Here is a 25,565-nt window from a genome sequence, read left to right as displayed (position 1 = left end):
TGATGGCATGGCAGTCATCAATGGTTGTTCTTTCATTTGGGTTTGCAATTGTAAATAATGGAGCTATGCTTACATTAAAGTGGATTAGGAGAGGAATATCTCTTGGCAAAGAGCCCACCAAGTCACCAAATAAAAAAGAGCCACATTTTATGGTTAATAGGATTACTCATAGTGATTCTATCGAGCATGCGCATGCTGTGGGTGGAAGTGTTCCCTGATCAACAGCAGGTGACGATAAAGAAGGGGCATCTCGATTTGCGGGAATGGGATGCCGAAGAAGGCGGCATTCTGTTGCTTGACGGAGAGTGGGAGTTTTATCCCATGCAGTGGCTGCTGGATGGGAGCGGGCAGGATGCATCAGGCGGGCCGAAGCCGAAGCTGATTGCGGTTCCGGGGGGATGGAATCAAGCTCTGCATGGTAATGGCAAAGCGTCTCCATATGGATTTGCTTCCTATCGCCTGCGTATTCTAGTGAATCCCGAGGAGAAGCTGAATTATAGCATTCGCGTGCCTAGCGTACGTTCGTCATCCGAATTATATGTCAATGGACGTTTGCTTGCCAAATCCGGGCGGGTGGCGGACACGAAGGAAGCCTATACCGCGAAGAACCTGCCGTATACTACAAGCTTTACGGCGGACGGCAACGGCGTCATCGAATTAGTGATTCAGGCGGCCAATTATGTGGATAGCCGAAGCAGCGGCATAGCCAGATCCATTAAATTGGGTTCAGAGGAAGCCGTGGCCAAAGAAATGAAACTCTCGGTTTCGATGCAAACACTGGGAGCCGTTATCTTCCTTATGCATTCCGTTTATGCACTCATTTTATTTTTACTGGGGAATAGGGAAAAGAGGCTGCTGTATTTTTCCTTGCTGACCCTCTGCGTAACCCTTTCGAGCATATTGAGCACGGATGAGAAGCTGTTCCATCAATTCATATACATCAGCAGCGATTGGGATTTTCGGTTGTCCAACGCCGCCTTTATGATTGGATGCTATGCGTTGCTGGAATGCACGAATCATCGCGAACTCTCTTATTGGAACAGGGTTCATCCCGTTTATGCCGTCACGATCTTAGGAACAGCCGGCATTACCTTGTTCTTGGCTCCGTCTCAGGTGATCATGCTTTTCCCGGTTTATTTTCTGCTAGGCTGCGTAACGGCCGTCATCACGATTATTGCAATCACCAAAACCATAATGAAGGGAATTAAAGACCATTTGCTGTTGCTTTTTTCCATGGTTGCGTTGGTCCATCATTTCCTGTGGGCGTTGTTCTTGCGGGAAAGCGCCTTAAGTGTTGCCCATTATCCGTTTGACCTGATCCTTTCGATGGGATGCTTGGCCGCTGTATGGTTTAAGGGTTATTTCAAGATGCATGCGAACACGAAAGAGATTGCCGCAACCTTGCAAAGAGTGAATGACCATAAGGATCAATTCCTGGCGAACACGTCCCATGAATTCAAAAATCCGCTGCACAGCATGCTTAACATGTCGCAATCCGTGTTGAACCGGGAACGGCCTTTGCTGCAGGACAGGAGTGTGAAAGAGCTTGAAACGATTCTGACCGTCGGACGTCGTCTAACACTAATATTAAACGATTTGATGGACGTCATGAGTCTGCGGGATGGCAATCCGAGGCTGCAGAAAAAGGCCGTATCGATCCAGCCCATCGTGACGGGGGTGATGGATATGCTGCAATTTAACGCGGAAGTGAAGTCGGTCAGCATCGTCAATCAGATCCCGGAGGATTTCCCTCCCGTCTTGGCGGACGAGAACCGGATGATTCAAGTCGTGTTCAATCTGCTGCATAATGCCGTAAAATATACGAATGAAGGGTATATTTCGATTCAAGCTTTTACAGAGGATGACAGAGCTTATATCGCAATTGCCGACACGGGGATCGGAATGGATGAAGCCATGCTGAGGCGCTTGTTCCTTCCGTATGAGCAGGCGAGCGCCAGCGAGACCATGATCGAAGGCGGCTTTGGGTTAGGTCTAAGCATAAGCAAGCAGCTTATTGAGCTTCATCGGGGTACGCTTGAGGTGGCCTCCGTTCCAGGGGAGGGCTCGATATTTACGTTTTCGTTAAAGCTGGCAGGGCTCGAAACAGAGGAAGAGCAGCATGATTCGAACTCTAACGGACCGCCAACATTGCCGACCATGCCGATGCAGGATACCATTGGGGCCGGTTTGCAAAAAGAGGAGATCTTCCCGCCAGCCGCGTTACAAGGAGCTCTACCCGAAAGGAGAAGTAACCGACCGCTATTGCTCATCGTTGACGACGATCCCGTCAACCTTCAGGTGCTTGAAGCCATACTGCCGCCGGACGAATACGAGGTGACGATGGCAACAAGCGGTAAAGAAGCGTTGGCTGTACTGGATGCGAAGGAGTGGGATTTGGTCATCTCCGATATTATGATGCCGCAGATGTCCGGGTATGAGCTGACGCGGAGGATTCGCGAGCGGTTTACGCTCACGGAGCTCCCTGTGCTGCTGCTTACTGCAAGAAGCCAACCGAAAGACATCCAAAGCGGGTTTCTGGCGGGGGCTAACGATTATGTGACCAAGCCGGTGGAGGCCTTGGAAATCAGGTCGAGGATTGAGGCCTTAACGACGATTAAACAAACGGTCCGGGAGCAGCTCCGACTGGAAGCGGCATGGCTGCAAGCGCAAATCCAGCCTCATTTTTTATTCAATGCTTTAAATGCGGTGACGGCCCTAAGCGACGTTGATTTGGACAAGATGCGGAATCTGCTTGAGGAGTTCAGCAACTTTCTGAGATATAAATTCAGATTCCAAGACACGGCTGGACTTGTACCGATCGAGGAGGAGCTGAGCCTGGTGCGCTCGTATCTTTATATTGAGCAGGTTCGGTTTGAAGATCGGCTGCAGGTGGTTTGGGAGGTAGACGACTGCGGAGCCTTGCAAATTCCGTTCCTTTCGATCCAGCCCTTGGTCGAAAATGCGATAAGGCATGGCGTCATGAAGCGCACTTATGGGGGAACCATACATATTCGAATTTCCGTCCATGCCACGCATGCCGAGATAATCGTTCAGGACGATGGGATCGGGATGGATGAAGCTCAATTGCAGCGAATCCTAGAGAGAACAGCAAATCATCAGTCCGGGGTCGGATTGATCAATACGGACCAGCGATTAAAACGGCACTTCGGAACAGGGCTTCATATTCAGAGCAGGTTAGGCGAAGGAACCCGGGTTACTTTTCATGCACGCATCTAAACCTCGGGATAAAACGATATCAGGCGGTGAGATGAATGGAGAGATTGAAAAACAGCGGATTTTATAAACTGAAATTTTTAATAACGCCGGAAGAATTCAACCAAATGTTGGCACGCTTTGAGCAAAAACAGGCCAAATTTCATCGTACGAACCATGCCATGACCCCGCATGATCTGGATCAGGTGCTTGAGGCGTATCGTACCTATTATCAGTATTATACGGCGCAGGACCGGCCCGATTACCACCCTTTCTTTGTCTATTCTATTTCGATTGCTGAGGGGGATGAAAGCTCCGGATTCTTTGTCAGAAATGAAGGTGTCTCATTCCCCTACCGGGGTCAGTGGGCAGAAGATGAATTACCCTATATCTTGCTCTCCCTTCCAAAGGGAATTCGAATCGATGCAGAGGATGAACGAGGAAAGTATTATCTGTATGAGGATATTCGGGGACACCGGCCGTTGACGTATGTTTTTTTCGAAGAAATGGCAGCATCCATGAAAAAAATGACCAAGCCGCTTCGTTTCTCGATACAAGCCGCAGACGCTATGCAGGAGCAGAAGCCGGCTGTTCGCATAAGTCAACAAGCGGTGAATGATCTGATTGACTCGTGGATCGTAAGGAAATATGGGCTGGTTATGAACAACAAGAAGGACATATCAGGTACGTATAGGGCGTAAGGCAATCTAGCCTTCCAGAAACACCCGGTCCGGATACTTCACTTCCGGATATTCCTCCGAGGGACCGGTTAGAAGCTTACTCTCCATTCCGCGCAAATGCTGATTAAAGAATTCCAGCACGTAGCGGTTGACGATTTCGGCTCCCCTAGATCCATTCATGCTTCCGGTCATGCCGGTCAGGCGGGTAAGCGGAGAGTACAGCTGAAGATCGGTGAAATTATAGTGTCCTGCGCCTTCGATATAAAGGGTCCGTCCTAGTCCCTGTTGAGATAAGCGATCCATCAGCTTCAGTTCCAATTCCCGATTCGCCAGAATCATGTCGAATTGTTCTCGCGTTAACCCCAGTGCTTGGAGCTCGGCTTCCGTAGCCGGGGTTTGGCGATACTTCGCCTGCTGTTCGTTCACCTTCATAAAATCCTCCGATTCCATGAACATAAACGGTTTCTCCATGTCGTCCCGGTCCTTCGTTATGAATAGCGTTCCGTCCATATTCACGCCGGCTTTGATCCGCGGGTTGGAATAAACGGCTTCAAAGGCTGCAGCCCCGCCGAAGGAATGGCCCATCATGCCGATGTTGTCCAGATCTAAGGCTCCTTTAAACTTGCTGGCGACGGCGCCTGATTGAAGCCTCTCCAACTGATCCGTGACAAAGGCGATATCCTCATTCCACACCTTCAAAATAGTGCGGCTGTCCTCGAATAATCGCTCCTGGGATTGTTCCGTAAGAAAACCGGTTACGCGCCCATCGGGAAATGCGGTGGCGGCCGTGCTGTACGTATGATCGATGGCAAATACGATATAGCCGTGGCTGGCAAGATGTTCGGCCTGGGACGAATGCAAAATTCTGCCGACCCCCATGCCGTGCGACAACAGCACCACCGGATACGGATTCTTCGCCAGCCGCAAATCGGCATGGCCGTTAGCGTTGGCCCGGCTGTATTTCCAATAGTCTAACGCGGCCGCGGGAAGGCCCAGATATTCGGAATATGCTTGCATATAGGTGTGAAAGAGCCTTTTATCCTTCGGAAACAACGTAGCTTTCTCGGCGCCTTGGCCAGACGCTGCGGCCGGATACCATACCTGAACGATAAGCTCACGTTTGTCGCCTTTTTGTTCGGTAAACGTTTCTTCCCGGTCCGCATCAACGAAATGGAGCGTATCCGTTCCCACCCTGAACTCGCCCGAGGGCGTCGGTAAATGGAAAACCGGCAGCAGTGCCGATAAGGCAGCCGATCCGCCCAGCAAAACGACCGAAAGGCCCCATATCGTGTACCGCAGCGGTTTCTTGACCGTTCGGCGTCTGAACAGAACCAACACAAAGAGCAACGCGGTGACGATGTAGGCCGGAATCATCTGCCACCTGTATCCCTCGACCAGCAGCTGCACGGCGAACAGCAAACCGCCAGCGATGCCGACGATCGCGCCAGCCTTCCGATTTATTGTGTCACGGCTCAACAGTATTATCAGCATCGCAACGCAGGCTGCAACCCACAACATTTCCAGAACTCTCATACGCACGCTCGCTCCTTGTTATCGCAATTATTTGTATGATAACGGATCAAGGTTAAAACGAGCGGATGGTTTCGTTTAAAAAAGGTTTAAATCCGTGCTGTCCTATGTAGGATTCTCCGGTGTCGGTACCGGAGGCTCGCGCTTTTTGCCGAACCTGCATGTTTCTACATATCGGCATCTTTCGGCTCGAGCAGTGCCAGCAGCTCCGAAATGGAGTCGGCATGCTGATCGCTGCTGTTCATGATCGCTCGGAAAACAGGAGCCGCTTCCTGCAGCAGCACATAACTGAAGTAATAATAACTGATGAAGATTTCCGCTTCATAACCGGGGGGTTCCTCTTCTTCCCATCGCAAATCGTCTTCTTCGTCGTCTTCCGGCCATAAGTATCTTTCGTCCAGCAGCTTATCCATCGTTTCAACCGTTTGTGCCGAATCCATATATTCCACGGTTATGGCTGAAGCTACGGATAAGTATAATTCCATTTCTTCTGAAGAGACCTGCTCCGGTTTCTGTTTGGCAAGCTCCCGCAGGAGCATAAGCAGGGCCCATGGCGTCGTCTGCCACAGGGTGCCTTGGTGCTCGATCAGGCTGGCCAATTCTTTATATTGTCGTGTTTCCAATAGCCGAGGAATATCCGTGCCTCTTCCATAGGCTGTCGTCAACCGCTGCCACGGCACGCTGGCTGTCGTATGGGTCAAAGCGTTCATCTCCTTCACCTCCTACATATGTATCCCGGGGAGTTTACAGCCACCCTTTATCTTCAGCGATCGTGACGGCCTGCTGCCGGGAATCCGCCTCCAGCTTCTGGATGGCGGAGGACAGGTAGTTGCGCACGGTTCCCCTTGTCAGAAACAAGGCTTTGCTGATGTCGCCGGTAGTCATGCCTTCCTTGGTTAACCGGAGCATTTCGATTTCCCGTTCGCTGAGCGGATTCTCCTCCTTCATGAAGAGCGCGGCCGCCAAGTCGGTGCTCACGACCCGCTCGCCCTTCATGACCCGCCGGATGGCCTCAATCAAGAAATCGATGGGCTCGTCCTTTAACAGATAGCCCTCCACCTGCGCATCCATCGCTTTTTGCAAATAACCGGGACGTGCGAAGGTCGTGACGATCATGATTTTGCAGGATAGGCCTGCTTGACGTATGGACTCGGCCAATTCCAGGCCGTTAATATGAGGCATCTCGATGTCGAGCAGGCACACGTCCGGCTGATGCTGCCGAATCGCGTCCCAGGCGCGCTGCCCGTCCGGCACCTCGGCCACCACCTCGATGTCGTCTTCGAAATTGAGCAGTGAGGCGAATGCGCCGCGAAGCATTTGCTGATCTTCTGCAATGACGATTCGAATCATGATGCGTCCTCCTTTTCATGCCGGCGAAGCGGGAGTTTCAGGTACACCTTGGTGCCCCCCTGAGGCAACGGGTCGATGGCGGAGGACCCGCCCAGCGTCTTCATCCGCTCCATGATCGACGGAAGGCCGTTTCCGCCGGCGTTCCCCGCAAGACCCACGCCGTCATCCGCGATATGGATCCCGAAGGCATGATCCTTCGTTTCCAGTTTGACGGTGCACCGCTCGGCCCGGCTATGCTTGATAATATTGGTCATGGCTTCCCGGACGCAGAGCGCCAGCATCGTTTCTTCCACGCTGGATAACAGTGGAGGCTTCTCCGGATTCTCGATGCTCAGCGATATTCCTGCCGTATGCAGCAGCTTGGCCGAATGCTCCAGCTCGCTTGCCAGCGAGATGAACTTCATATCGGATACCAGCTCCCTTACCTGCTTGAGGGCGGTTCTGGAGGTATCCAGAATCTCGCCTAACTCCCGTTTGGCCTGGCTCGGATCCTTATCCACCCATTTCGTTGCCAGCTCGCTCTTCATTTTGATCATCATGAGGGTCTGCCCTAAGGTATCGTGGAGATCCCTGGCGATTCGCTGCCGCTCCTCCTGCTGGATATACTTTGCGATCTGCTCGTTGGCTTCATCCAGCTCCCCCTGCAGGCTTTTTGCTTTCTCCTTGATGTAGATGACGATCGGATATACCGACTGTATGATCATGATCGGAAGGTAAATGGCATTGGACGTTTCGAGCAGCGGTTCCTTTCGGAAAACGAACACGAGCAGGAATGATAGGGCAATGGCCGCACAGCCGATGGCGATATGTACCTTGGACTTGGACCGGCCCAGCAAATCGGCAAAAATGATCCCGAACAGCAGGGTGCTCGGCCCCGTATACACCCCGAGTACGCCTACAGCGAACAGGCCCGCCAGCACGGCAGCCAGCAGCCAGCCGCCCCGACGCCATAATGCGACATAGAATGAAACAAGGAACAGCAGGAGCAGCAAAAGGCTGCCCCACAGTCCCAGCGCCGTATCCGAACGAAACACCTGGTAGCATAAGAATACGGTCAGTATGATATCGATGAGCAAATAACTTTTGATCTGATCCCTCGGGTACAACTTATAGAACATATCAAGCCTCCAATTTCGGCTATCTTGATTCGAAGAAACCTATCGCCTGTTTGCGGGCGGTCTCCATGGGCCCCAGCTTAAAGCGGCGGAGCCATAGGGACGCCATGCCCAGCAGAAATGCGGAGATAACCAGCCAGATGGCGATAGTGGCCGCTGAATTCAGCTTGCCGGCAAGCCCCAACCCCCAGCCGTAAAAGATGGTGGATGCGATGATGTTCTGGAGCACATAGCAGCTCAGTGACATTTTTCCGACGTTCTCCAGGCGGCACCATAGCCATTCCCATTTCGTATATTGTATCATTCTCGCAATGATTGCTATATACCCCATAGACATAAGTGGAGCGAATAAATAGCGCACCGGTAGATCGAAAGCGCCGCCGGGAACGAATATGAGCAGGTTGAGCGGCACGCCGACATATATACCCAGCTTGAATAGCCTTTTTCGCAGCCTTTTGCCGTTGTCGTCCGGGGCGAATACGCCTGAGCGCATAAAGCGAACCCCTAGCAGGAACAGAAACACGTTCGTCGGGATGACGAGGATGGCCTCCGCTCGCAACGTGAGGAAATTCGCCAGCCGGTACCGGACCTGCTCGATCCAAGTGCCTTCCTGATAGAGAGCAGCGACATCGTCAAAGCTGCCCAGCGATACGCTGGCCCCGCTTGCCAGCATGAGTCCCGCAAGGGCCAGGATCGCGATGGCAAAGATACTGCCGATTACATTCATCGTGCGGGCGATGAGCCGGTCGCCGCCCTTTACGATAAAGGCTGCAATGATGGCGGTAATTCCGTAACTCATCAAGATGTCATACTCCATGACTAATATAAAATGCAGCAGGCCTTCGAGGATTAAAAACAAAACGGCCCATAAATAAACGCCAGGCCACGGCTTTCCTTTGCGCTTGGCCTGCCGGTACTTCATTTCCAGACCGACCCCGAACATGATCGTCAGCAGTCCGAGCAGCTTCCCGTTTACCAGAAACAAGACGATCATCCGGAGAAGATCGTCCGCTCCCCACCAGCCGGAGTGATCAAAGGTGGTAATGTAGCGTAGATCCCCCGCATGTGCGAAGATCCAAATATTCGTCCCGAGCGTTCCCAGGATCGCGAAGCCCCGCAAAATATCCAGCAGGCGAATTCTGCCCGTACGTTGTTCCATTCTTCCATTCCTTCTTTCTTCTAGGTTCTCTTGTCTTTTTATTGTAGGTACGATCTCCCTGGCGCAACATTCACACCTGTAAAGAGATCCGTATGACACGTGTCATAAAAGCAGGGAGAACGAACGGAAGAAGTCGGATGGGGTTCTCGTCATGGCTTGAAAATTGTGGAATAATAGAAGAAAACAGGAGGGGTGATCATGTACATCTTATCGGGACCGAGGCCGCTGTCGGATGGCCAAAGTCAAGTGCTTGGAAGAGAGGAAGAGGGGGTTTATCCGCCGGGCTACGTCCGGTTTATGCAGCAATTCGGCGAAGGGACTTACTGCGGGTGGATGAATGTCCAGCAGCCGGATAGGGAGGTGCTGCAGCCTTTTGCCGAGTACGGGTTATGGGAGCATGACGATGACAGTCCCATTACGGAGCCGCAGATTGCAGAGTGTATCGCTATAGGCACAACGGTGGACGGTGATTTTCTGGCGGTGCATCCCCCGACGGCTCAGTTGCTCTGGCTTCCTCGGCATGCGGACCATATACAGGCAATCTTGCTGCAGTCACGGGAGCGGAACGATGAAGGCCTGTACGCCGCGGTGCTGGATGAAATATACCGTCAGGTGTATGGAAGCAGCCAAGAGGGAGTCGTCTATTACGAACCGTGGACGGGTACGCGGAGCCATCTCTTTTTGCGTTTGCCGCCAGGGGAGGATCAGCCTTCGCTGACCGAGCTGGCCGGTATGTGTCAAGCGTCCTTTTCGCCGGATCTGTGCGTGGAAAACGAATATACATGCAGCTTGTTCTACCGGGAACTGGGCGGATATGTACGATTCAATTATGCTTATCAGCAAGAGATAGCCGTCTTCTATGAACAGGATGCAGGGCAGGCATTTGCCGTTATAGAGGCATGGCTCCTGTCGAAAGGGTGCGAAAGGGTATCATAACACTTAGATCCATATCGGTACTCATCAAGTGGGGAACTGCGTTTAAGATAAGGGGGACATGGGATGAAGCTGGCTTTTTCGTGGATGCACACGGAACGTGCGTAGGTCAATTAAGGGACGAGCTGCTGCCGTTAGGGGAACTGGCTGCCGCATGGAAGTTTCCGTTCGATATCTTTGTTGTATTTCGCGTTTTGCCGGAAAGTTATGGCCGAAAAACATCCAGACGTTTTGATAGCAGGGATCATACCCTCGACTTGGATATCAGTTTAAGTTATGAGCAGTACCAACGAATGTCCAAACACGAGCAGCGCGAGGCACTGGGGAGTTATCTCTACGACTATCTGTCGGAGTCCGTTGCTAAATATAAAAAGCACGCAGATGCGGAGACCCAAAAACAGCTTCTGGACCGGGTGAAAGAATGGATGCTCGAACACGGTTGGCTGCATGGAAAAATCCATCAGGCACGGGAGCTTCTGGCGCAGGACATCGACCTCTATGAGAAATCAGCCGAACGCTGCAAATGCCGCTGGAAGAAGCGGAATATACGTATCTCCGCATGAATGGACATGAGCCTGCAGACGTTCATCCCGATAACATCGCAGCAGGAAAAGCCCCGCCATATCCTTTGTAGGCGCCTAAGGAGCGAAGCTGTTCGTGTGATAGGAGCGTATCAAGCGGCAGGGCTAGAGCTGTCCCAAATCTTCAACTGCCGTCTCCAAGATCAGCCGCGTATCCTCTTTAGGCTTGTCATTCAAATGCTCCCCGATGTAAGGGACAGCCGTTTCGCCGAGCTCAATCAGCCAATTATTGAAATAAGGAAGAAGCATACATACACAGGATTTACGTTGGGAGGAATATCGATGATCGTTCTGAAAGATATCGGCAAATTCGAGGAACTGCCGGAGATTGCGATGCACATCTACCAAGGGAACATTCCGGCTTTGCAGGAGGCAATAACCGCTGGCTGGGATATCGAGGAGGGCATCGTACTAAGCAGATATACGACGTTAAGCCCGCTCGATCTGGCGTTGGTCTCGCAGCGAACGGATGTGGTGAAGCTGCTGGTCGAGCACGGCGTTAACCTGAATGTCCATCATAATCCGGCTTTTTTGCGAGCGGTGCGGTACGGCAAGGAAGATATCGTTCGTTATATCGCAGCGCAGGGCGCCGAGCTGGATAAACTCAATCAAACCGGGTCAGGCGCATATGCACAGGCCTATTACGGCAACAAAAAAAACATCCCGCTCATTCATGAGCTGGGATTGGATCTCAAGCTGCATGGCAGCGCGGTGCTGCGCCAAGCCGTGTCGGACCATGATTATAAGACACTCGATTATCTACTCGATCATGGGGCGGACATCAATTATAATCAGCCCGATATGGTCTATCCTTATCAAGCGACTCCGCTAACCGTGGCCACGCGGATGGGGAATCAGCGCATGGTCAAGCATCTGATTGAGCGCGGCGCTGACGTGACGTTGGCGGAAAAGGACGGCGAGCGGCCGTATACGATTGCGGTCGGCAATAAGGATACCGTCCTGGCCGACTACTTGAAATCGCTGGAGCCGGCCGAGTTTCATAGCTTAGAGAACAAGAAGTATGCGCTGAAAAAGTATAAATTGACCGATGAATTGGTCCGTTTTCTGACAGGAGACCAGCTGCGGCTTAAGCTGCCGGAGAATGAATATGAAATCGGGTATATCGATTTCTTCACCCTGACAGATACGATCGAGATGAAAGTCGGCCGACAAAAGTTTCTGCGCCTGTCAGCCGACATTGACAATTACTCCGATCTGCAGCTCGTATGGAATCCGAAGAAAAAGGGACTGATTGGCTGTTACGATGTGGAGCATCAGACGTATGCCGATCTATGCAGCTTTACCGAGTTCCTTGCGCAGCCTGAATCGTACCTCATCCGTTTTCTTGAGGGAGAGCTGTAATCGAGAATTCAGGGTCAAGGTATATAGGCACCTACGACCTCGAATTTCAACTCATTGTCTATGGTCATATGCTTTACTTCGATGATATTGCCTCGTTGGAACGTGGGGATGCTTATGATCGGGATAACGGTTCTTACGACGGTATGGATCGTCTCGCCATCCGGTTTGGTGACGCTTAGGTCCAGCAACACTTCGGGTTGATCGTCAACCTGCACATTCGTTTGCCGGATCGAGTTGATCTGTGCTTGAGCGGGCGTACCGCTCGCGAGAATCGCCTTGCGCTGCACGTTTCGGTTGTTGTTCGCCCGTAATTCCTTGGTGAATTTCGCGATGAAGAAGGACGGCGTGATCAGTGAGAAAATGACGATGATCACAATAAGGGTCGTCAATGGCTGCACCTCGCTTTCCAATCATGATCGGGAATTCGAAAATCGTACGGCTTCCATTTTAAGTTTATTTTAGCAAAAAAGATAAGTCTAGGGGTTTCGCTTTTTTTGTTCTAGTCCATTTCTGCAGGACTGGCTATTAAGCCGAAATCACTTGGCATTGCATGAACTAAATCAGCAGGAGGAAAGGGTCCTTTAACCGGATTCATATCATATGTATGGAAAATTACGAGAATATTTTAGCTGAGCGCGAGGACTGTATACTGTATGAGGCCGGTCGAGGTCCATCTACAGGACAAAGTACGGGCTGGATCGGCGGCAATGCCCCGGCCTATTTCGACGACAAAGCGGATGTCATCCAAGAAGGTGACCTGGGCTATTACTTCTATTTAAGTCTTATTCATCCTTTCAAGCCTGCATCTATGATCTCTATTTTCATCCCTAATGACTATGAAAAATACGTAGAGCACAATCAATATCCTGATTGCTCTATCAAGGTAATGGAGCACCCAATGACTGGCGAGAGCTTGAGCGATCATTTTGCGCACCCGGACCTGATCAAGCATCTTATTTCGCATCGAGAGACATGCAGCGACCTCCATTCGATGGATCAGTCTTTCCTGATCAAATTCGGCGGGAGCCCGAGACTGGTCCAAGATGAAGCTTATTATTCGGCCAAGCTGAGGGAGGAAGGATTCTCCTTTTTGTTTCAGGTGGACGAAGATGGGTATCCCGAGACACTGCTCCGAGAGGACAGCAGTTATCCTTTTGGCTTTGGAGCTCTGTATATTTACGCCAAAATCACCACGAATGACGTTCAGGACCCGGTAGCGGGCTTCTGGCAGTTCTCATGAAAATGAATAACACTAACCAAGGAAGCGATTGCCGGGACTGCGGCGGTCGCTTTTTCATCATGATGAAGAGTGAAATCATTCCTCATTTTCCAAAGTCGTAATACTTTCGCCCTGTTGGCCGGCTGCAAGGTATGGGATGATGGGTTCATCAAAGATTTGAGGTCATGGACTTTGAACCTTTGGCCTTCAGGCTATTGCGATCCTTCCTTCTACTTCATTTGGCGAACCTAGGGTCGCAGCTTTCCTGAGGGAGTTTGTTTCAAGAGAGGAGGCGTCCAGGCTATCATATTCCTTCCTTCTATAATTCTTTCAATGACATTAGGGATATGGCTTTCCTGGACTCTTGATATGATGAACTCGATTTATTTACGAAGAGCGAACAAATTGATGGTTGATGCAGAGAATGAATCGGATCGTCTCCCAAAAGCTTATCTGGCGACGGCCGTGAAGAATATCGAGCAGCTTGGTTATACGTTCTCGTATCCATTGCTGAACGCCGTGCGAGCCTTATCCAAAGAGCAGTTCGAAGCGCTTTATCAACCGCTGATTGACGATTTACGGGTGATGGTAGGCGCGCATGTAAAATATGTGCCGATGTATCCCGCGTTCCCGCTGCAGGTGATGGAGGAGGACGATGCGGAGCTGTACCTGAATGCCATCTATCATGATCTGACTTGGGATTTGCCTGCATATGAGCATGAAGAGAGACCTCCGCTGCAGGATGACATCAACCTGAAAACCATTGATCTGGGAAGCAGGGCGGATTTCTATGCCATGATACGCCAGCTGATCCAAGCTAAAGGCTCCATCTCCCCAACGGATAAAGGGGATATTGAGGCCGTTATTGAGCTTGTCGACCCCGAGGAACTGGATGTCATTCTCCCTTCCGAGATTCCGTTCAAGGAGAATGCGGGATTCGTGGCAGCTGCGTTAATGAAGCATGACAAGGGGAACGTCGAACGGATCGGGCGTTATTTCAAAACCGCAACCGATGTCCTTCGTCTAGCGGTGGCTTGGTCAGGCGGAGATGTCAGCCTGGCGGAAGCCACCCGGTTTCGCAAATTTAAGCGGCGCGAAAGACGGCTGCTGCTGGGGTTGCTGGAACGCTGTCATCCGATAACGGAGGATATGCTCAGATTTAAGGACCGCTGGATTCGTTTGGGCGAAATCCTCCATCCTTCCGAATATAAGCACCGGTATAAACGCTGTGAGGAAGCCTTTGATATTTTGCGGAATCACAAGCCCTTTACCACCTATAACGGGAGTGTCGAGCTTGCATTTCAGTACGGCCAGGTCTGGAATTTGATCGATTTGTTGATGCAGCGTCCGGGCGAGTTTGCCCGCAGATTGGATCAGTTGCTGCGTTCCACCGAACATACGGAGTATGTCGTTCTGGCGTTTGGCGAGGTGGCGAATCAAGTATCGACGCCGGTCTTGCTGCAAGTGAAGAATCATTTTGCCCGCCGCCGCCAGCCTCAAGAGCTGCGCGTCTTTTTCCCGAAAGGAAATGTGGCTGAAGCCTTTGCCGTACCCCATACGCTTCCGGAGATCGATGAAGCGGCATGCCGAGACATCGAGCAGGTATGCGAGCAGGCGTTGATCCAGCGGTTCGCCGCGCTGCCGCCCTTGGGGAAGGCCTATGTCGATAAGCGATTGAAGGACTATCATGTGCCGTTCTCGCAGAGATCGGCAAGCAAAGCCCTGCATACGTTGGTTCGGGGAAGCCGGGTGCCGATGGCGGAAGGGGATACCATCCGTTTCTTCAGCTGGTGGAAGGAAGGACGCGTGAACGGAGAGCCTACGGGCCGCGTGGATATTGACCTGTCCGCCGTCATGTATGATCACGACTGGCAGTACGTCGAGCATATTTCTTATACGAATCTGCGGTCCTCCCATTACAGGGCCGTGCACAGCGGGGATGTGTCAGCTCCTCAAGGAGCATGCGAATTCATTGATCTGCATATTCCAACCATCGTCCAATACGGCGGACGTTATATTGTGGCGACTCTTCATTCGTATACAAATCAACCGTACTGCAACCTGCCGGAGTGCTTCGTGGGCTGGATGATGCGGAAGAAACCCGGTTCCGGTGAAATATTCGAGCCCTCGACGGTGGCAAATAAAATCGATGTCGCCGCCGATACGCAGATCGCTATTCCCGTTATCTTGGATTTGGTGGAGCGTACGGTCATCTGGACCGATCTGTCCCTAACCAGACATCCACACTACTACAACAATGTAGAGGGGAATCAGAAGGGGATGGTCTTGATGGGCAAAGCCATGACAGCCCTGCGGAAGCCCGATCTGTATGATCTGTTCATGCTGCATGCCAAGGCAAGAGGAGAGTCCGTAGATCATGCGGAACAGGCGGAAACGATCTTCTCGGTGGAACATGGGGTGACCCCGTTCGATATCGAGCATATTATGGCGGATTATGTTGTGTAAGTTCATGCGGATGCCATGTAGATGCCGTTAAGATAAGGAGCAGCTTAGGCTGCTCCTTTTTTGCTGGATCGAAGAGTGAAGTAGCATGCTTCTGGTTACCCCTGGATTCTGGAATTCAGTATCTCTAGGTAATGAGCATTGTACATGATGCCTAGTATGTTGCCGAAGGGGTCAGTGACGGATGCCGTAATGAATCCCTCCCCGCGGTGGGTGAGCGGTTCGTATTCTTGGGCACCCATGGATTTCAATCGGCTGAGGGTGGCCTCTATATCATCGACATGCCAGTACATGATCGCTCCGCCGAGACCGGACGTTGGCTGACCAGGGGCAAAACGGCGATCGATGAGACCCAGCTCGTGCTGGTAGTCCCCAATCCGAAATTCGGCGTAAGCCAGTTTCCCGTCGGGACCTGACCTTTCGAAGTATGGCGCAATACCCAGCAGGTCGGAATACCAAGCCTTTGCCGCTTCCATATCATCTGCCCAGTAACTGATGGTCGCAAATCCCCGCAATGTTTGGTTTGTGTTTATCATATATTTCCTCCTAGGACGATTAAGATTGGTTTTATGGCTATTATGAGCGGTGATGACTGACGTCTTTATGTCAGTGTTTTGGTTTTTTTCTAAGCGTGGGAGTTTTTGGTTAACACGAAAGGAGCTATCATTTTTATGATATGGGGATGTAAAATGACGATTTTCATGACAGCAGTCACTATTTTGAAAGAAATGGACGATATACAATAGAAGGCGGTTGGAATTTGTCGATAAAAGTAATTCACATCATATGGAATATGGCGTAAACTGCGATAATTCCGACGGTACGTACATAATTTGATAGATTGAGGAATTTATCCACTCATTAGGGGAGGCACATATGCATTTTGCCAAGAAAATAGGGCTGTTATCTCTAATCGTATCTATTGTAGCGGGGTTGTTATTTCTCAAGCCGACCGGTGTAGTCTATGCATCGTCTCCGACATCCACGATCATGGTTGCCGATACGTCGCTATCGATTGGAAAAACTTCATTGGTAATGATCACGTTCTCGGAAGCGGTAACAGGCTTTACGCTAGCAGATCTGACAGTAGCGAATGGCACATTAAGCGGTTTGAGCACGTCCGACAATATCACGTATACGGCGACGTTGACGCCAGACGCCGGCATCACAGATGCAACCAATGTCATTACGCTGGACAACACGTGCGTACAGAATGCGGCAGGTAATGCGGGAGTGGGTACCACGGATTCTAACAATTACGCGATCGATACACAGAGACCAACCGCTACTATTGTAGTTGCCGACACGGCGCTATCGATTGGTGAAACTTCATTGGTAATAATCACGTTCTCGGAAGCGGTAATAGGCTTCACGAATGCAGATCTGACGGTGGCAAACGGTACGCTGAGTGCCGTGAGCTCGTCCGATGGCGGGATCACCTGGACGGCGACGTTGACGCCAACTTCTGGCATCATAGATGCAACCAACATCATCACGCTCGATAATATGGGCGTGGCCGATTTGGCGGGCAATGCGGGTGTTGGTATCACCGGTTCCAACAATTATGCGATTGATACGACACAGCTGAAGGCCACGATCATGGTTGCCGATACGTCGCTATCGATTGGAGAAACTTCATTGGTAATGATCACGTTCTCGGAAGCGGTAACAGGCTTTACGCTAGCAGATCTGACAGTAGCGAATGGCACATTAAGCGATTTGAGCACGTCCGACAATATCACGTATACGGTGACGTTAACGCCAGACGCCGGCATCACAGATGCAACCAATGTCATTACGCTGGACAACACGGGCGTACAGAATGCGGCAGGTAATGCGGGAGTGGGTATCACGGATTCTAACAATTACGCGATCGATACACAGCGGCCGACCGCCACCATTGTAGTAGCGGACACGGCGTTATCTATTGGCGAAACTTCATTGGCGACCATTACATTCTCGGAAGCGGTTAGTGGCTTCGCCAATGGGGACCTGACGGTGGTAAACGGTGCGTTAAGCAGCGTTAGTTCATCTGACAACATCACATGGACTGCAACGCTCACGCCGAATTCCAATGTAAATGCTGCGACGAATAACATCACGCTTGATAACTCGGGGGTGACCGATTACGCAGGCAATGCGGGAGCAGGCTTGACGGAATCCAATTCGTACTCAGTGTTCACGGTGCCGGCATCTGCGGATTTGAGCAGTGTAGCGTTATCGAACGGGACACTAAGCCCTGTCTTTGCTTCTGGAACTGAAGTGTACACGTCAAGCGTGCCTCACTCCGTTTCCGTATTAACCGTAACGGCGACTGCACTTGATAGTCATGCTACGATAACGGTTAACGGTACTTCAGTACTAAGCGGGCAAGCAAGCTCCAATATATTGCTAAACGTGGGATCGAATACGATCACGATTGTTGTAACGGCAAGCGATCAATCGACCAGAATCTACACGATTACTGTGACCCGCGAGAATAGCTCCTCTAACGGTGGCGGTTCTTCTAATGGGGGAGGTACAGCCAGCGAGGGCGGTTCGTCCAAACCATCGGCTCCCATGGACAATACAGTTACCTCATCCGATGGAAAAATCACGCTGCCAACAGGAAGACCTGGGTTGGTTAGCCTGGGGAAAGAAATCATCATCTCCATTCCGGCAGGCGCCACACCTCAGGAGCTGAAATTATCGATAGAGAAAATACAACATACCGAAGCTCTCTTAAAGAATAACGAGGTTTTGGCAAGCCCGGTATTTGAAGTTCTAACAAACGTCTCGGGGAATTTTAACAAACCCGTGAAACTGAGTTTAGCTTACGACGCCGCAAGCTTAAAGAGCGATCAAACAGCGGCCGTCTTTTACTTTAATGAAGTGAAAAAGGCATGGGTGAAAGTCGAGGGCAGCATCATACAGGAGAATTATATATCCGTAGAGGTCAATCACTTTACGAAGTATGCAGCACTCGTAGTAAATAAAGCCAACGGAATGCCCGTTGTCGACAAACCAACAGACCCGTCAACGGAAATTTCCTTTACCGATATTTCCGGACATTGGGCCGAAGTAAGCATTAAGGAAGCGGTGCGTGAGGGTATCGTGACGGGATATCCGGATGAAACGTTCAAGCCGGGCAACACCGTGACGCGTGCAGAATTTTCCCTCATGCTGATGAATGCGCTGAAGTCGACAGATGCTGGAGCGGAGTTGATATTCACAGATACAGCTTGGATCGGTGACTGGGCTAAGAAGGCAGTTTCGCAGGCCGTCCAGGCTGGCATTATTCGAGGCTATCAGGATGGCTCTTTCCGTCCAAATGCAAAAATGACGCGTGCTGAGATGGCAGCAATGATTGCGAATGCGCTCGAGCTATCCATCAAGGACATCCCCACAACCTCTTTTTCAGATGACAAGGCTATTCCTGATTGGGCGAAAAGCTCTGTTGAAGCGCTGAAGGAACTTGGTATTGTTAAGGGAATTGGCGCAGGCGAGTTTAATCCAAGCGCTCAAACCACGAGGGCAGAGGCCGTAACCGTTCTAATGAACATGTTAGGTCAATCCAAATAAAGTTTAGCGATGAATACAGAGGACGCCGAAAAAGTGTCCTCTGTATTTGTATTGAACGTAATAACCGCAGGTGTGCTTGCTTGTTGTCATATACTCGATCAGTTCTGTAGCTTCCATGCTGGAGAGGGCTATGCTGGAATGGTATAATTTCAGAAAGGATGAATAGAGTGGGAGGCATGAACGATGAATGAGGAGCTATTGGAGCAGCTGGAAGAGTGGCATGAAGAGGACGAGTTTGAGGAAATCGTAGATGCGATTTCGGAGATCCCGGAGGAAGAGCGGGATTATGCGCTGATCAGCCATTTGGGCCGGGCGCTGAACAATCTCGAACGCTACGAAGAGGCGGTTGAGCAATTTCTGTCCATTCAGGAAGAGGGCAAGGACGATCCGCTGTGGCATTACCGCATTGGGCTCGCATATTACTATTTGGATCGTTACGAAGATGCTCGCAAAGCGTTCGAAGTGGCCGATCATTTAGAACCTGGAGATGAGGATACGCTGGAGTTTCTGGAATGGATCCGGAACAAAACGGCTCCGAAGCCAGCAGAGAAGTCCAGTGCCGCCGTGTCTTATACGGATCCTGACGTACTGAATTTCTGGGATGACGGCGCCCCGGAGGCCGATAAATACGTCTCTGCTCCGCCTACGGACGAGCTGATCGAATCCGTGGAGGAAGCGCTGGTCTTCAAGCTGCCGGCATCTTATATTCAAGCCATGAAAGTACATAACGGGGGGATTCCCCGAAACCGGAAATTCCCTATAGAGGGTGGAGCACAGGATTTTATTGAAATATCAGGTATTCTGGGAATCGGACGAGACAAGAAAAAATCCTTGTGCGGCAGCCTGGGCAGCCGCTTTATGATCGAGAACGGCGGATATCCTGAGATTGGCGTGGTGATCTGCGATTGTCCTTCCCCGTCCGAGGTCGTGATGCTGGATTACCGTTCATCGGGGAACGATGGAGAGCCGGAGGTTATTCATGTGGACAAGGCCAGCGATTACAAAATCACCCGTCTTGCCGCGAACTTCGAGGCCTTCATTAGTGGATTGGAGTAAAAAGATAGGCAAGGCGAATTCACGATCCATGATCTCGCTTCTAACAAAGAAAGCATCCCCTGCAGGAGATGCTTTTTTTTCTTTTTGCATACCGTTAGTTTCTAATTCGGTTGGATTCGTCCGTAATGCAATATTTTGCGTATCCTAAAATATTCCAACCTATGTTAAAATGGATATAAAACAGACTGTTAGGGAGGCAATTTATTTGATAGGGCGCAGTGGAAATCCGACACTCAACGAAGAAACCTTTGAGAAGAGTGGGTATTACAACAATCAGGAAACGATGACGATTGGCGGAACGGTGAACAAATCGTTCATGCTGCTCGCGCTGCTGATCGGGGCAGCGGTCATTTCTTGGGTTATGTTTTTTAACGGGTATGAGGTATTCCCGTTCATGATCGGCGGAGCGATCGGCGGTTTTGTCCTGGCGCTGATCATCAGCTTCGTGCCGAAGGCAGCGCCGTATCTGGCGCCGATCTATGCGATCCTGGAAGGCTTCTTCCTGGGTGCATTATCCGCGCATTACGAATATCTGTACTATGGCATTACTTTGCAGGCGGCTTTACTGACGATGTGCATATTCCTGGGCATGCTGCTCGCGTATAAGACGGGTCTGATCCGGGCGACGCCAGGCTTCAAAAAGGGGATTATCGCAGCAACGATCGGCATTGCGCTTGTCTACCTGTTTAGCATGGTTCTCGGCCTGTTCGGCGTAACGGTACCTTACCTGCATGACAGCACACCGATCGGTATCGGAATTTCCGTTGTGATCATCATCATCGCCGCACTCAATTTCGTGCTGGATTTTAACTTTATTGAAGAGGGCGCGCATCATGGCGCACCCAAGTATATGGAGTGGTACGGCTCGTTTGGTTTGCTGGTAACACTCGTCTGGCTGTACATCGAAATTATCCGGTTGCTGGCGAAGCTGGCGAATCGGGACTAAGGATTCGTAAGAACCAAACATCGCTGTCGAGGGATTCTCGATGGCGATTTTTTTTATGAATGCAGCGATTAATCAGCAGAATAATAAATTTCCCTCAGTAAACCCTACAAAGAGCGACTTGTGTTTAAATAATAGGTAGATACCGTCATCATCAAATTGCTTGAAGAAGGAGATCCCATGACCAACCGGAAAGCTTTGAACGATATAGGATGGAATTTTGACAATAGTTACGCGTTATTGCCGGCATCTTTTTTTACCAAGCAAGATCCCACGCCGGTGCGCTCGCCGGAACTGATTGTTCTAAACGAACCGCTGGCAGCGTCGTTGGGATTGGACGCCGATGCCCTGCAAAGCCCGGAGGGAGCGGCAATGCTTGCTGGCAACGAGATACCCGAGGGGGCCGAGCCGCTCGCTCAGGCATATGCCGGGCACCAATTCGGATATTTTACGATGCTGGGCGACGGCCGTGCGATTCTGTTGGGTGAACAAATCACGCCGCAGGGAGATCGCATGGATATTCAGCTCAAGGGCTCGGGCCGGACGCCGTATTCCCGGGGAGGCGATGGCCGGGCTGCCCTGGGTCCGATGCTGCGCGAGTATATTATCAGCGAAGCCATGCATGCGCTGGGCATTCCGACTACCCGCAGCCTGGCGGTTGTGGCGACCGGCCAGCCTGTCACCCGTGAAAGAGATTTGCCGGGCGCCATCCTGACCCGCGTGGCCTCAAGTCACGTAAGAGTGGGGACGTTTCAATATGTTAGGGGAGCGGGGACAACCGAGGATTTACGGGCTCTGGCGGACTACACCCTGCAGCGGCATTACCCTAAGGCAGACCTTGGTGACGGTGCCAACCGTTATCTGGTCTTGCTTCAGGAGGTCATCCAGCGCCAGGCGGTCCTGATCGCCAAATGGCAGCTTGTCGGTTTTATCCACGGGGTGATGAATACCGATAATATGACCCTCAGCGGCGAAACGATAGATTATGGGCCTTGCGCCTTCATGGATGCCTTTGACCCGAATACGGTATTCAGCTCCATCGACTCTCAAGGCCGCTATGCCTATGTCAACCAACCGTATATTGCCGCTTGGAATCTCGCAAGATTGGCGGAAGCCTTGCTTCCGCTGCTGCATGAAGAGGAAGCGCAGGCAATCAAGCTGGCCGAGGGTGCGATTGGGTCCTTCACCGATCTGTATCACGAGCAGTGGCTTGCAGGCATGAGAGCCAAGCTGGGGATCTTCCATGAAGAGGAGGACGACGAATCCCTGATCGAAGACCTTCTCAAGATGATGAAAAATTATCAGGCAGACTATACCAATACCTTCCGTGCGTTAACGTTTGACAAACTCGAGGACACGCCTCTAAACGGCACGCCGGAATTAGCTTCCTGGTACGAGCGCTGGCAAGGAAGACTTGACAGCCAGCAGGAATCCAGGGACCAATCCCATCAGCTGATGCGCAGCAGCAATCCTGCGGTCATTCCGCGGAACCACCGGGTGGAGGAAGCGCTGGAAGCCGCGGAGAACGAAGGGGACTACAGCGTGATGAATGAACTGCTGAACGTTCTGTCTAATCCATACGCGCATTCCCCGGAACAAGCTGAATATGCGATCGTGCCCGAGCGGTCCCGTCCTTACCGAACCTTCTGCGGCACGTAAGGGAAGGATTGCCACCCGTGGAACGTTCCGAAGATGATGGATGGATAGTTGATCATCGTGTACCACGGGCAGCGGATGCGAGATCCGATATCCGAGATGCATCAAGACCAAGCAAGAATGACCTTGCTTGGTCTTTTTTATATATAAAACACATCAAAAAAGCCCCTGGACCAAGCGTCCAAGGGCTATAAATCGTATGGCTGTTTTATTCGAGACCTAATTCAACATCATAGCAGAGCCGAAAGAAATAGTCTATATTTTTGCCCGGAAATGCCATAGAGTGGGGGAGCCGGCAAAAACAATGGAATGGAGCGTGGTTTCATGAGTTGGACCTGTCACCTCGATGAAACAGAAGTACAGGAGTATGTCGGGAAGGTTTTGGGTACCGGATATATTGTCGCGGATATAACGAAGATGCATGGCGGAGCGCAAAAGGTGGTCTATAAAATTCACTGTCGCAATGGATTTGCCTGCGTGCTGTATGTGTGGGATTTGACGAAGAATTATTTTCAGGAAGAAATAGCGAACGAGCGTGTGCATGAACGATCCTTTGGCGGTCATTCGTTCGAAACCAATAACCGATGGTTAAGGAATCATGGTATTTCTACGCCTGCTCTATATGATCTTCACACGGGACAGGACCGTTACCCGTTTGACTATGCTCTTGTTGAATGTATTGAAGGACAGAAGGCAGAAGCTTGCCTTCAGGACCCGGACCAACGGGTCCGGGATGAGGTCCTGGAACGGATAGGCAGCATGATCGAACGCATGCATGCAAACCACAGGCAGAGTTACGGAAAGCCCGATCAAAGCGGGAACCAACGGGAGCGATGCCATCTTGTACAGCTGGAAAATGCCAAGGAACAGCTGTCCTACATCGTCCTGCATAACGAGAGTATCCGGAAGAATCACGACAGGCTGCTCGCTGTGTTGCATGAACTGGAATCCAGGATAGATTCACGCAAGCGATATGGTTTTATCCACGGCGAGTTGGGACCCGACCATGTCCTGGTCACAGACCGTTTAGAGCCCTATCTTATTGATATTGAAGGTGCGCAATTCTTCGACATCGAGCATGAGCATACATTTCTGGAGCTGCGATTCGGGAAGCATTATCGGTATTTCCAACAAAACGGGCTTGATCCGAATCGGATGCTATTTTACCGTCTGCATCACTATATCTCATTAACCTCGGGCGGCTTGAAGCTTCTTCACCGTGGATTTCCGGATCAGGTCTTTGCTTCGAATTTGGCTGATTATCATGCTCGCAACACCCTACGATTCATGGAGGAATGGCAGCTCGATAACTAGCCTTCATGAGCTAGGCTGGAAACATCACGAACCCTCCGCTGCATAGGTTCTAATATTTGACTGCGAACTCTTGCTTATAGATTAGCTCGATCGTGCTAAGCAGCTCTGCACCTTGGCTTGAGAATTTTAAAGGCGTTGCTTTACCCTTGTTGAGAAATGCCCCCGTCGATTGTCGGGATTGACCTAGCGCTGCTTCATACAGGCGTGAAGCTCCTTCACTGGGATGGGAGAAGAACAGGTTACGGATCGGGATCATAAATTTTGGCATCCCGGCGTTTGTGGTCATGGTTGTTTTATTCCCTCCCGGACAGACGCTTCGGATCGTAATGCCATCTGCCTGCATGGAAGGGGCGATCTCCTGAGTCCACAACGATAAGGCTAATTTGCTCGCAGCATAAGGCCCAATCAGCTTCTTGAACCCGACAGGGGACGCCAAGGTACGGTGATCGAACTGTTTGAGATACAACAACGCATTCGAAGACGTATTGATTACCGTCTTGAAGCTGCCCTTCCCAAGAAGCTCCTTCAGTTCCATCAAGATGATATAAGGGACGATAGAGTTTACTTCAAAATGCATCTCCCGTCCTTGTTGGGAGTAGGATAATTCGCCGAAGGAGACGCCTGCGTTATTGAACAGCAAGTCAATATGACTCTCGTGTTTCTTGATCTGATCCAGCGAGGCTTGGAGATCCGTGAAATCCGATAAATCAGCCTTGTACGTTCTGAGCTGCCGCAATCGCAGTGCATCTTGAATCCGTGCATCGTCTGTTGGAAAGGCAGAACGGATCAAAGCGAGGACTTGCCAGCCTTCGGATAACAATCGCTTGGTTAACTCCAAGCCAATGCCGGAGCTTGCTCCCGTGATCAAGGCGACGTTATTCATTCTTTTCTCTGTCATGTGTAAATCTCCTATACTTCAGATTCTTTGCTGGCCGCCTTTTCGGGATTAAGCAGGGACTGATTTTGGTTCAACTTGTCATCGATGAAACGCAGAATGCGCTGCAGGTCCGAAATCTGACCGGTAATTTTTTGACGGTAATTCTGGAGCATGGCATTCAGCTCCGGAACGGATTGAATATTTTCCTTAAAGGGAAGATGCACATAGGCTTTCATATCCTCCAGCGACATTCCTGTCTTCTTCAGGCATGTGATCAACTCCATAATTTCGGCATCCTCTATGTGATAGACACGATGGCCGTTATCCTTTCTTTTGGGAGAGGGGAGGAGCCCGATTTTTTCGTAATAGCGAATGGCATCCTCGGTCAATCCGGTTCGTTCAGACACTTGCTTGATGGAGAATGTTTCTCCCATGAGGTCACCTCATTTCTGCAGCTCGTAACGAGTTGCAACGTTATCGTACAACTTGGTGTTAACACCAAGTCAATATCTATTTTTTATTCACAGATCATTTACGTCTCTGTGCCCTTTGA

General features: G+C 50.8%; 21 protein-coding genes. 12 read left to right on the top strand and 9 right to left on the bottom strand.

Features of this window, described 5'->3' with window-relative positions:
• Window positions 1-171 precede the first annotated feature (171 nt).
• Entirely contained in the window at window positions 172-3,237 is a 3,066-nt protein-coding gene (locus P0X86_RS32165) for a hybrid sensor histidine kinase/response regulator (protein WP_481858235.1), read from the top strand.
• A gap of 35 nt (window positions 3,238-3,272) precedes the next feature.
• On the top strand, window positions 3,273-3,914 hold the full coding sequence (locus P0X86_RS32160; RefSeq protein ID WP_277747378.1) for a hypothetical protein: 642 nt from the start codon (window positions 3,273-3,275) through the stop codon (window positions 3,912-3,914).
• Between the two features lie 6 nt (window positions 3,915-3,920).
• On the opposite strand, the gene P0X86_RS32155 is transcribed toward P0X86_RS32160, so the two are convergent.
• The 5 genes from P0X86_RS32155 to P0X86_RS32135 all read right to left on the bottom strand — a co-directional run bounded on the left by P0X86_RS32155 (window position 3,921) and on the right by P0X86_RS32135 (window position 9,047).
• Complete coding sequence (locus P0X86_RS32155) at window positions 3,921-5,426, bottom strand: alpha/beta hydrolase family protein (RefSeq protein ID WP_213580830.1); 1,506 nt, start codon at window positions 5,424-5,426, stop codon at window positions 3,921-3,923.
• Window positions 5,427-5,590: 164 nt separating this feature from the next.
• The gene (locus tag P0X86_RS32150) at window positions 5,591-6,133 is read right to left on the bottom strand and encodes a hypothetical protein (protein WP_096777212.1); all 543 of its coding nucleotides are present in this window, start codon (window positions 6,131-6,133) and stop codon (window positions 5,591-5,593) included.
• 34 nt (window positions 6,134-6,167) lie between these two features.
• Window positions 6,168-6,773 (bottom strand): response regulator transcription factor, encoded by a 606-nt coding sequence (locus P0X86_RS32145; RefSeq protein ID WP_090909640.1) that lies wholly within the window; start codon window positions 6,771-6,773, stop codon window positions 6,168-6,170.
• Window positions 6,770-7,891 (bottom strand): sensor histidine kinase, encoded by a 1,122-nt coding sequence (locus P0X86_RS32140; RefSeq protein WP_192570202.1) that lies wholly within the window; start codon window positions 7,889-7,891, stop codon window positions 6,770-6,772. The genes P0X86_RS32145 and P0X86_RS32140 overlap by 4 nt, the downstream gene beginning before the upstream one ends.
• A 19-nt stretch (window positions 7,892-7,910) precedes the next feature.
• Entirely contained in the window at window positions 7,911-9,047 is a 1,137-nt protein-coding gene (locus tag P0X86_RS32135) for a DUF418 domain-containing protein (protein WP_277747377.1), read from the bottom strand.
• Window positions 9,048-9,245: 198 nt separating this feature from the next.
• Between P0X86_RS32135 and P0X86_RS32130 the strand changes: the two genes are divergently transcribed.
• From P0X86_RS32130 to P0X86_RS32120, 3 genes are all read left to right on the top strand, one after another.
• Entirely contained in the window at window positions 9,246-9,983 is a 738-nt protein-coding gene (locus tag P0X86_RS32130; protein WP_277747376.1) for a hypothetical protein, read from the top strand.
• An 80-nt stretch (window positions 9,984-10,063) separates the two neighbouring features.
• Window positions 10,064-10,543, top strand: a complete 480-nt coding sequence (locus P0X86_RS32125; RefSeq protein ID WP_277747375.1) for a hypothetical protein — start codon at window positions 10,064-10,066, stop codon at window positions 10,541-10,543.
• Between the two features lie 300 nt (window positions 10,544-10,843).
• The gene (locus P0X86_RS32120; RefSeq protein ID WP_096777205.1) at window positions 10,844-11,923 is read left to right on the top strand and encodes an ankyrin repeat domain-containing protein; all 1,080 of its coding nucleotides are present in this window, start codon (window positions 10,844-10,846) and stop codon (window positions 11,921-11,923) included.
• Window positions 11,924-11,937: 14 nt separating this feature from the next.
• Here the strand turns inward: P0X86_RS32120 and P0X86_RS32115 are convergent, their stop codons facing one another.
• Window positions 11,938-12,321, bottom strand: a complete 384-nt coding sequence (locus P0X86_RS32115) for a hypothetical protein (RefSeq protein ID WP_255250692.1) — start codon at window positions 12,319-12,321, stop codon at window positions 11,938-11,940.
• A gap of 206 nt (window positions 12,322-12,527) precedes the next feature.
• Here P0X86_RS32115 and P0X86_RS32110 point away from each other — a divergent pair, with 206 nt between their 5' ends.
• Both P0X86_RS32110 and P0X86_RS32105 read left to right on the top strand, forming a co-directional pair.
• Window positions 12,528-13,163, top strand: coding sequence for a hypothetical protein (locus P0X86_RS32110; protein WP_213580825.1), 636 nt, complete (start codon window positions 12,528-12,530; stop codon window positions 13,161-13,163).
• A gap of 348 nt (window positions 13,164-13,511) precedes the next feature.
• On the top strand, window positions 13,512-15,608 hold the full coding sequence (locus tag P0X86_RS32105; RefSeq protein WP_277747374.1) for a cytoplasmic protein: 2,097 nt from the start codon (window positions 13,512-13,514) through the stop codon (window positions 15,606-15,608).
• A gap of 95 nt (window positions 15,609-15,703) precedes the next feature.
• On the opposite strand, the gene P0X86_RS32100 is transcribed toward P0X86_RS32105, so the two are convergent.
• A complete protein-coding gene (locus tag P0X86_RS32100; RefSeq protein WP_176502563.1) occupies window positions 15,704-16,141 on the bottom strand; it encodes a VOC family protein in 438 nt (145 codons plus the stop codon).
• 340 nt (window positions 16,142-16,481) lie between these two features.
• Between P0X86_RS32100 and P0X86_RS32095 the strand changes: the two genes are divergently transcribed.
• The 5 genes from P0X86_RS32095 (at window position 16,482) to P0X86_RS32075 (ending at window position 24,135) form a co-directional block, all read left to right on the top strand.
• Window positions 16,482-19,166, top strand: coding sequence for an Ig-like domain-containing protein (locus tag P0X86_RS32095; protein WP_277747373.1), 2,685 nt, complete (start codon window positions 16,482-16,484; stop codon window positions 19,164-19,166).
• 183 nt (window positions 19,167-19,349) lie between these two features.
• On the top strand, window positions 19,350-20,222 hold the full coding sequence (locus tag P0X86_RS32090; protein ID WP_213580820.1) for an SMI1/KNR4 family protein: 873 nt from the start codon (window positions 19,350-19,352) through the stop codon (window positions 20,220-20,222).
• A 205-nt stretch (window positions 20,223-20,427) separates the two neighbouring features.
• Entirely contained in the window at window positions 20,428-21,168 is a 741-nt protein-coding gene (locus P0X86_RS32085) for a Bax inhibitor-1/YccA family protein (RefSeq protein ID WP_192570212.1), read from the top strand.
• 177 nt (window positions 21,169-21,345) lie between these two features.
• The gene (locus P0X86_RS32080) at window positions 21,346-22,824 is read left to right on the top strand and encodes a protein adenylyltransferase SelO (RefSeq protein WP_277747372.1); all 1,479 of its coding nucleotides are present in this window, start codon (window positions 21,346-21,348) and stop codon (window positions 22,822-22,824) included.
• Window positions 22,825-23,145: 321 nt separating this feature from the next.
• Window positions 23,146-24,135, top strand: coding sequence for an aminoglycoside phosphotransferase family protein (locus P0X86_RS32075; protein WP_277747371.1), 990 nt, complete (start codon window positions 23,146-23,148; stop codon window positions 24,133-24,135).
• A 49-nt stretch (window positions 24,136-24,184) separates the two neighbouring features.
• Here the strand turns inward: P0X86_RS32075 and P0X86_RS32070 are convergent, their stop codons facing one another.
• Entirely contained in the window at window positions 24,185-25,033 is an 849-nt protein-coding gene (locus P0X86_RS32070; protein WP_277747370.1) for an SDR family NAD(P)-dependent oxidoreductase, read from the bottom strand.
• Window positions 25,034-25,044: 11 nt separating this feature from the next.
• The gene (locus tag P0X86_RS32065) at window positions 25,045-25,446 is read right to left on the bottom strand and encodes a MerR family transcriptional regulator (RefSeq protein ID WP_096777196.1); all 402 of its coding nucleotides are present in this window, start codon (window positions 25,444-25,446) and stop codon (window positions 25,045-25,047) included.
• Between the last annotated feature and the right edge of the window lie 119 nt (window positions 25,447-25,565).

The sequence above is a fragment of the Paenibacillus sp. BR1-192 genome, from assembly GCF_029542445.1.
In the GTDB taxonomy this organism is placed as follows: domain Bacteria; phylum Bacillota; class Bacilli; order Paenibacillales; family Paenibacillaceae; genus Paenibacillus_AQ; species Paenibacillus_AQ lautus_A.
This window is presented reverse-complemented; position numbering and strand designations above follow the sequence as displayed.

Coding starts and splice junctions, on each gene's coding strand:
- P0X86_RS32160 (WP_277747378.1), top strand. CDS start 3,273: ATGGAGAGATTGAAAAACAGCGGATTTTATAAACTGAAATTTTTAATA.
- P0X86_RS32155 (WP_213580830.1), bottom strand. CDS start 5,426: ATGAGAGTTCTGGAAATGTTGTGGGTTGCAGCCTGCGTTGCGATGCTG.
- P0X86_RS32150 (WP_096777212.1), bottom strand. CDS start 6,133: ATGAACGCTTTGACCCATACGACAGCCAGCGTGCCGTGGCAGCGGTTG.
- P0X86_RS32145 (WP_090909640.1), bottom strand. CDS start 6,773: ATGATTCGAATCGTCATTGCAGAAGATCAGCAAATGCTTCGCGGCGCA.
- P0X86_RS32140 (WP_192570202.1), bottom strand. CDS start 7,891: ATGTTCTATAAGTTGTACCCGAGGGATCAGATCAAAAGTTATTTGCTC.
- P0X86_RS32135 (WP_277747377.1), bottom strand. CDS start 9,047: ATGGAACAACGTACGGGCAGAATTCGCCTGCTGGATATTTTGCGGGGC.
- P0X86_RS32130 (WP_277747376.1), top strand. CDS start 9,246: ATGTACATCTTATCGGGACCGAGGCCGCTGTCGGATGGCCAAAGTCAA.
- P0X86_RS32120 (WP_096777205.1), top strand. CDS start 10,844: ATGATCGTTCTGAAAGATATCGGCAAATTCGAGGAACTGCCGGAGATT.
- P0X86_RS32110 (WP_213580825.1), top strand. CDS start 12,528: ATGGAAAATTACGAGAATATTTTAGCTGAGCGCGAGGACTGTATACTG.
- P0X86_RS32105 (WP_277747374.1), top strand. CDS start 13,512: ATGATGAACTCGATTTATTTACGAAGAGCGAACAAATTGATGGTTGAT.
- P0X86_RS32100 (WP_176502563.1), bottom strand. CDS start 16,141: ATGATAAACACAAACCAAACATTGCGGGGATTTGCGACCATCAGTTAC.
- P0X86_RS32095 (WP_277747373.1), top strand. CDS start 16,482: ATGCATTTTGCCAAGAAAATAGGGCTGTTATCTCTAATCGTATCTATT.
- P0X86_RS32090 (WP_213580820.1), top strand. CDS start 19,350: ATGAATGAGGAGCTATTGGAGCAGCTGGAAGAGTGGCATGAAGAGGAC.
- P0X86_RS32080 (WP_277747372.1), top strand. CDS start 21,346: ATGACCAACCGGAAAGCTTTGAACGATATAGGATGGAATTTTGACAAT.
- P0X86_RS32075 (WP_277747371.1), top strand. CDS start 23,146: ATGAGTTGGACCTGTCACCTCGATGAAACAGAAGTACAGGAGTATGTC.
- P0X86_RS32070 (WP_277747370.1), bottom strand. CDS start 25,033: ATGACAGAGAAAAGAATGAATAACGTCGCCTTGATCACGGGAGCAAGC.
- P0X86_RS32065 (WP_096777196.1), bottom strand. CDS start 25,446: ATGGGAGAAACATTCTCCATCAAGCAAGTGTCTGAACGAACCGGATTG.